Origin of the sequence: Streptomyces lothianensis, from assembly GCF_047779955.1 — a bacterium.
Taxonomy (GTDB): Bacteria; Actinomycetota; Actinomycetes; order Streptomycetales; family Streptomycetaceae; genus Streptomyces.
The window spans coordinates 1-7,386 of record NZ_JBLMKT010000001.1; the positions used below are offsets into that span (position 1 = coordinate 1).

At 70.0% G+C, this 7,386-nt stretch carries 5 protein-coding genes and 1 pseudogene; 1 reads left to right on the plus strand and 5 read right to left on the minus strand.

Going from position 1 to position 7,386, the window contains the following annotated elements:
* Both ACLF6P_RS00005 and ACLF6P_RS00010 read right to left on the minus strand, forming a co-directional pair.
* On the minus strand, window positions 1–331 hold a 331-nt coding region (locus ACLF6P_RS00005; protein ID WP_415947117.1), incomplete at its 3' end, for a PIN domain-containing protein.
* On the minus strand, window positions 328–579 hold the full coding sequence (locus ACLF6P_RS00010; protein ID WP_415947119.1) for a hypothetical protein: 252 nt from the start codon (window positions 577–579) through the stop codon (window positions 328–330). The genes ACLF6P_RS00005 and ACLF6P_RS00010, both read right to left, overlap by 4 nt.
* Before the next feature lie 410 nt (window positions 580–989).
* Here ACLF6P_RS00010 and ACLF6P_RS00015 point away from each other — a divergent pair, with 410 nt between their 5' ends.
* Window positions 990–1,253 (plus strand): hypothetical protein, encoded by a 264-nt coding sequence (locus ACLF6P_RS00015; protein WP_415947121.1) that lies wholly within the window; start codon window positions 990–992, stop codon window positions 1,251–1,253.
* A gap of 95 nt (window positions 1,254–1,348) precedes the next feature.
* Here the strand turns inward: ACLF6P_RS00015 and ACLF6P_RS00020 are convergent, their stop codons facing one another.
* The 3 genes and pseudogenes from ACLF6P_RS00020 to ACLF6P_RS00035 all read right to left on the minus strand — a co-directional run.
* Complete coding sequence (locus ACLF6P_RS00020) at window positions 1,349–1,918, minus strand: transcriptional regulator (protein ID WP_415947122.1); 570 nt, start codon at window positions 1,916–1,918, stop codon at window positions 1,349–1,351.
* Window positions 1,919–2,022: 104 nt separating this feature from the next.
* Window positions 2,023–6,018, minus strand: a pseudogene (locus ACLF6P_RS00030) (type I polyketide synthase); the annotation flags it as partial.
* A gap of 14 nt (window positions 6,019–6,032) precedes the next feature.
* Window positions 6,033–7,386 (minus strand): beta-ketoacyl reductase (locus ACLF6P_RS00035; protein ID WP_415947124.1); only part of this gene is annotated, 1,354 nt, incomplete at its 5' end.

Below are 7,386 nucleotides of genomic sequence, written 5' to 3' on the forward strand. Positions count from 1 at the left end.
TCGTGGCGATCACTGCGCCGTCGGGGCGCTCCAGGCTCGGCTGGGACGCGTACAGCGTGTGCGCCACGGCCCAGGATGTGTCCGTGGTTTCTCCTACCGCCAGGGCTGCGGGCAGGTCCAGGTCGAGGAACGTCACCCCTGGCAGGGCCATCAGATGCTCCCCCGTACCTGGCCGCTCCCGGTCGGCCTCCACCAGGGCACAGGCCGTGACATAGAGGAACCAGTCCGGCTCGGTGTGTGAGCGGTGGATCAGCCGGGAAACCAGGGCGTTCCCCCTACCCGCCGCGAGCAGGGCGGAGGTATCGAGCAGGACATGTACCGCATCGCTCACGCCGCATGCCCCAGACGCCGGCTCAGCTCCGCATCCAGTGCTTCTTCCTCTGCAGGAGTGGGATCATAACCACTCCACTCTCGCAGTACTTCACGAGCCTTCTCCGCACGCTCAGCACGCTCCGACGGCGTCAGCAGCGTACCCGCCAGGAATGCCAGATAGGCGCGCAACGACATTCCCTCGGCCTCGGCAATCTGCGCCAAGCGGTCCCGGGCCTCCACCGGGATGCGGACGTTCGCGTCAGACATGGTGAAACTCCCTTCCGATGCAGCCCACCTTACCTCGGCGGGTACGGGTACGCACCCGTACCCGCTTGATGTGAAGGTGCCCGGGTCGACGCCGGACGGCGCGCATCTCCCCACCCGACGAACTCATGGCGATCATGCGTCGCCTGGCCGACAGCGCCACTTGAGGCGCGACCCACCGCGTCGGGAGACTACAGAATCGGATCAGATTGCTCGCCGATCCGACCCGAAGCACGACAGTTGTCACCACCGCCGTTCGCCGACCTGTGACTTCAACTGAATGAAGCACGGTGGGTGTCACCAAGTTCGCGCGCCACCTGTCACCAGTAGCGGGCGAAGCAGGACTACTGCCACTGGCTAGCGTGGGCTACCGCCCCCTGGGGCGGTAGCCCAGCCTGCGTAAGATGCGCCCCGTGAGACAGATCAACACCCGAATACTCACCCTGTGCTGTGCTGCTGCATGTCTGGCCGGCGTCGGCTGGTTCGCCAATCAAACCGTGCGCCCAGAGTGTGACGTCGCCATCTCCGTCTTCACCGACAGCAACGGTGACCCCCTGCCCGACCAGGATGGGAAGCGTTGGACCGTCCACGAACTCACCGAGCGCGCCTACTGGGAGAAGGTACGTGACGGCGCCTGCGAGCCGCCTTCGGCCCGTTGGCGTCAATGGTTCAACTGACCGCCCAGAGACCTGGTGACAGCAGCACTGCCTCGGTGACAGCTATCGTGCTTCGGCTGACGATCAGGTGGCACGTCGTTCACGAGCGGGCTTCCTTATGCTGCGAATCCGACGGCTGATACGTATTCGTACTGTCCCCATTGGGAGCCGAGGTCCACGATCGAGTCGATCCATGCGTCGTCCAGCGCGCTGAGGTCGCCGGTGGCCCAGGCGCGCACGATGGTGTCCCACTGACGGACGTTCAGGGAGCGGTACTCCAGGACGCGTTGGAAGCGACGGTCGACCTGGGACTGGTTGAGCGGGTGGATCTCGACCCGGGTCCCGCCCCGGCTGTTGAGGCGGCGCAGCAGGTAGCGGGCCACGTTCTGGCGGCGCACGGTGCGGTAGGCGGTCTCGATCTTCGCCAGGTTCCTTTTGGAGGGCTGACGGCGTCCGGTCAGCCAGGCCTTGAGGGTACGGTCGGTCACGGTGAGACCGGCGTCACGGGCTGCCTGGCGGGCATGCGGTGTTTTGGTCAGGTAGTTCAACCGTGCCATGAGGCCGCGCCGCTGTGTGATGGGGGTGGCGACGAACCCGGCGAGTTGGTCGAGCTGGCGGGCGACGGCTTCACTGCCCTTGATGCCACGTGCACCGTATTTCCCGAAATCGTTTGTTCTGTCCGGCATTCAGCTCGCCCCCCGTCCTCATCGTGTTCTTCTGTGCTCGATTCTACGTCGCCGACCGGCCCTCACCCGGGCGCGCCGCCCTCTGGACGCCCTTTAGACGCCCTTTAGACGCCCTTGTCCGCCAGCCATTCCTGGATTCGTTTCGCCACGTCCTCCGAGTGGTCGCCCAGCATCGTGAAGTGGTCGCCGGGGACGTCGATGGCGTCGTGGGGGTGGGGCCAGTGGGCGCGCCAGTCGGTGTCTTCGGGGATGGTGCCGAGGGGGGTGTCGGCGCGGACCAGGAGGGTCGGGACGTCGAGGTTCTGGGCTTTCCAGTCGCTGAAGAACTGGAGGTAGGCCGCCCAGGCGGTGGTGCGGTAGTCGTCCATGGGGGTGTAGGCGGTGTCGCGTTCGACCATGCCGTCGAGCATCTGGGGGATCCAGTTGACAAGGACGGGGCTGTCGAAGGGGTAGCTGTCCATCAGGACGACCGCTTCCGGGGCCCGGCCCTGGCGGGCCAGTTCCAGGGACAGGACGTTCGCCACCATCGCGCCGCCGGAGTGGCCGGTGAGAACGAAGGGGGCGTCGCCGACGGTTCGCAGGACTGTGTCGGCGTGGGTGCGCAGGAGGGTGTCGAGGTCGGCCGGGAGCTCCTGGCCCGCCGTGAAGCCCGGGTGCGGGAGGGCGTAGACGTCCCGGGCACCGCGGAAGCCGGAGGCCAGGCGGGCGTATTCGTGGGCGCCCGAGAGCATCGACATGGTGCAGCAGCTGATCAGGGCCGGCGCGTCGGTCCCGGAGCGGCCGCCCAGGGGGACCGCGCGGTGGGGTACGTCGAGGGTGGCGGGGTCGTCGTAGGTGGGCCGGAAGGACGCCAGGTTGATCAGCAGCTCCGTGTACTCGGCGGGCTTTCCTATGTCGCGGCTGTGGCGGAAGAGTTCGCCCAGCAGGTGGGTGTCGGTGCCTTGTGGGCTCTCGTTCTCCTCTTCCTGTTCCTCGCCCAGCACCCGGGCTGCCAGGTGCCTTGCCAGCCTCAGCGGTGTGGCGTGGTCGAAGAGGAGGGTCGCGGAGAGGCTGACTCCCAGGGCCTGCTGGAGGTCGTTGCGCATCCGCAGGGCCGTCAGGGAGTCGAAGCCCTGCTCCAGGAAGTTCGTGTCGGTCTCGATGGCGTCCGAGGACTCGTGGCCGAGGACCGCTGCCGCGTGCTGCGTCACGGTGCTCAGGAGCGACCAGTGGCGTTCTGCGGCCGGCACGTCGCGCAGGCGTGCGGCGAACTCGCCACGGGTGTTCGGCGCCTCCTCCTCGTATTCGCCGGGGTCCGTTGCCGCGGGGGGCTGGAACGTGCCCGGTGCCGGGGGCGCCGGCCAGTAGTGGCGGCGCTGGAAGGCGTAGGTGGGGAGGGTGGTGCGGTGCGCTCCCGTGCCTTCGAAGACTCTGGTCCAGTCGACCTTTGTGCCTTGGCAGTGGGCTTCCGCCAGGGCGGTGAGGATTCGGGGCAGGTCGCCTTCGTCTCGGCGCAGGGTGGCCAGGGCCGTGGCGTCCGCTCCTACGCTCTCGATGGTGCCCTGGAGGCCGATGGCCAGGACCGGGTGGGGGCTGACCTCGATGAAGACGCTGTGGCCGTCGCCGAGGGCCGCGCGGGTCGCCTGTTCGAACTCGACCGTCGCGCGGAGGTTCTCGTACCAGTACGTGCCGTCCATCACCGTTTCCTCGCTCAGCTGCTTGCCGGTGAGGGACGAGTACAGGGGGGTGTCGGTCCGGTTGGGGGTGATGCCGGTCAGGAGGGTTGCCAGTTCGTCCTTTATTTCCTCTACGTGCGGGGAGTGCGAGGCGTAGTCCACGTCCACCTTGCGTGCGCGTAGGCCCGTGGTCTCGCAGGTGGCGATCAGTTCGTCCAGGGCGTCGGCGTCACCCGATACGACCGTGGACGACGGGCCGTTGACCGCCGCTATCGAGATGCGGCCGGTCCAGGTGCTGATCGTGTCGCGGACCTGGTCGGCGGGCTGCGCCAGGGAGACCATCCCGCCGCGGCCCGCGAGGGCCTCGATCGCGCGGCTTCGCAGGGCCACCACTTTCGCGGCATCCTCCAGCGAGAGGATGCCCGCCACGGCGGCTGCCGCGATCTCGCCCTGTGAGTGGCCGATCACGGCGGCGGGTTCGACGCCGTACGAGCGCCAGACCTCGGCCAGGGAGACCATCACCGCCCAGAGCACCGGCTGGACGACGTCCACGCGGTCCAGGCCCGGCGCGCCTTCCCTGCCCCGTACGACGTCGAGGAGTGACCAGTCCGTGTGGGGGGACAGCGCCTCTGCGCATGCGGTCATGCGGCTTGCGAAGGGCGGGGACTGTTCCAGGAGGTCGACCGCCATGCCCGCCCATTGCGCGCCCTGGCCGGGGAACACGAAGACCGGGCGTGTTCCTCTGCCGGCGACGCCCTTGAGGACCGTGGGGGCCGGGGCGTCGGTCGCCAACGCGTGCAGAGCCGTCTCGAAGTCGGCCCGGTCGGCGGCCACCACCGCCGACCGGTGGGTGAAGGACGTACGGGTCAGGGCGAGGGAGTAGCCGATGTCCGCCAGGGGTGTTGTGGGGTTCGCGCGGAGGTGTGCCAGGAGGCGGTCGGCCTGGGCGGCCAGTGCCGTCGGGGTCTTCGCTGAGAGGATCCAGGGCACCGTCGGCAATTCGGTGGCGGTGGGGGTCGATTCCCCCGGGTCGGGGTTCTGCTCTTCGGCCGGGGGCTGTTCTTCGGCCGAGGCCTGTTCCAGGATCAGGTGGACGTTCGTGCCGCTCATTCCGAACGAGGAGACGGCGGCACGGCGGGCACGGCCGGTCTCCGGCCAGGGGCGGGCCTCGGTGAGGAGCCGTACGGCTCCGGCGGTCCAGTCGACGTGCGGGGACGGCTCGTCCGCATGGAGGGTGCCGGGCAGGATGCCGTGGCGCATCGCCATGACCATCTTGATCACGCCCGCTACGCCGGCGACGGCCTGCGGATGGCCGATGTTCGACTTGAGGGAGCCGAGCCACAGCGGCCGGCCGGTGTCGCGGTCCTGGCCGTACGTCGCGATCAGGGCGCGGGCCTCGATCGGGTCGCCGAGCGTGGTTCCGGTGCCGTGGGCCTCGACGGCATCGATGTCGGCCGTCGTGAGCCGGGCGTCGGAGAGGGCCTGGCGGATGACGCGGCGCTGCGCGGGGCCGCTGGGCGCGGTCAGGCCGTTGGACGCGCCGTCCTGGTTGACGGCGGAGCCTCGGATGACGGCGAGGACTTCGTGGCCGTTGCGTCGGGCGTCGGAGAGTTTCTCCAGGAGGAGCGTGCCGACGCCCTCGGCCCAGCCGGTGCCGTCGGCGTCGGCGGAGAAGGCCTTGCAGCGGCCGTCGCCGGCGAGGCCGCCCTGCTTGCTGAACTCGGCGAAGACGCCCGGTGTGGCGATGACGGCGGCGCCGCCGGCGACCGCGAGGGAGCATTCGCCCCTGCGGAGGGACTGGACGGCGAGGTGCAGGGCGACCGAGGAGGACGAGCAGGCCGTGTCGACGGTGACGGCCGGGCCTTCCAGGCCGAAGGTGTACGAGAGGCGGCCGGACAGTACGCCGCCGGCGGTGCCGGTCAGCAGGTGTGCCTCGCTGCCCTGGGCGTCGCCGTACATGGTGGCGCTGTAGCCGGAGGCCGAGCAGCCGACGAAGACGCCGGTGCGCGAGCCCTTGAGGGATGTCGGGTCGTAGCCGCCGCGTTCGAGGACCTCCCATGTCGACTCCAGCAGCATGCGCTGCTGGGGGTCCATGGCGAGGGCCTCGCGGGGGCTGATCCCGAACGGTGCCGGGTCGAACCGGGGCGCGTCGTGGACGAAGCCGGCTTCGAGGGTGATCGGGGCGTCGTCCGGTTCGCCGGGGGCCCGCAGCCACGCCGGATCCCAGCCGCGGTCGTCGGGGACCGGCGAGACGGCGTCCGTGCCGTCGAGTACCAGCTGCCACAGCGCCTCCGGGGAGACGGCGCCGCCGGGCAGTCGGCAGCTCATGGCGACGACGGCGACGGGCTCGGTCGCCGCGTCGGCCCGTTCGGCCAGTGTCTGGTTCAGCTGCCGCAGCCGCTCGTTGTCCACCAGGGCGGAGCGGAGCGCCTCGACGATCTGGTCGGTACCCGCGTTCATCAGTTCGTCTCCATGGCCATGCGGATGAGGTCCTGGACGTCCATGGACCTGATCTCTTCGCTGCGGTCGGCGCGGTCCTCGTCGAGGGCCGCGGCGAGATCCGTCGGAATGCCGTCGCGCGGGTCGAGCGGGCCGTCGTCGTGGGCTTCGTCGTGGGCTTCGCCGTCCGCGCCGGGCACGAGTTCGCGGCGGAGCCGGTCGGCGAGCGTCTCGGCCGACGGTTCGTCGAAGACGATCGTCGATTCGAGGTCGAGGCCGGTGGCTTCGTTGAGGCGGTTGCGCAGTTCGATGCCCATGACCGAGTCGAATCCGAGGTCGCGGAACGCCCGGTCGGCCTCGACGGCGTGGGCGGTCGCGTGGCCCAGTACGCGGGCTGCCTCGGCGCGTACCAGGTCCTGAAGGATGCGGCGCTGCTCGTCGGCCGGTACGGAGAGCAGTCGGTCGCGGAACGCGGTGGATGCCTCCCGTTCCTCCTCGGTCTCCGTGCCGCCGGTGGCGGTGGCGGTGCCGCGCTTCGGGTCGTACAGCTCGCTCAGCAGGGCGCTGGGGCGGAGGGCGGTGAACGAGGGTGCGAACTTCTCCCAGGCGACGTCGGCGACGGTGGAGCAGGGGGTGCCGAGGGCGAGGGCCCGTTCCATGGCGGCGATCGCGATGTCGGGGTCCATGAGGGTGAGTCCGCGCCGCTCGAGTTGTTCGACCGCCTCGCCCTGGGCCAGTCCGCCGCCGGCCCAGGGGCCCCAGGCGATGGAGGTGGCGGTCAGGCCTCGGGTGCGGCGGTGCTCGGCGAGGGCGTCGAGGTAGGTGTTGGCGGCGGCGTAGCCGCCCTGCCAACCGGCGCCCCAGGTCGCGGAGATGGAGGAGAACAGGACGAAGGCGTCCAGGTCGGCGTCGGCGAACACTGCGTCGAGGTTGACGGCTCCGGTGACCTTCGCGTGCAGGACCTCGGCCAGTTCCTCGTGGGACATCGCGGTCAGCTCGGTGGCCTGCCCGATGCCGGCGGCGTGGATGATGCTGCGGACCGGGGTGCCTTCGGTGTGGAGGGTGGTGGCGAGGGTTGTCAGCGCGTCGAGGTCGGTGACATCACAGGCCGTGACGGTGACCTCCGTACCGAGGGCGGTGAGTTCCTCGTGAAGTTCCCTCGCGCCGGGGGCGTCCATGCCCCGTCGGCTGGTGAGCACGACGCGCTCGGCGCCGTGGGTCGCCGCCCAGCGGGCGACGTGTGCGCCCAGACCGCCGGTACCGCCGGTGACCAGGACCGTGCCCCGGACCTGCCAGGAGGTGTCGGCACCACCCGGGGCCGTCGCCCGTACGACTCGGCGGACATGCACGCCTGTGGGGCGTATGGCTGTCTGG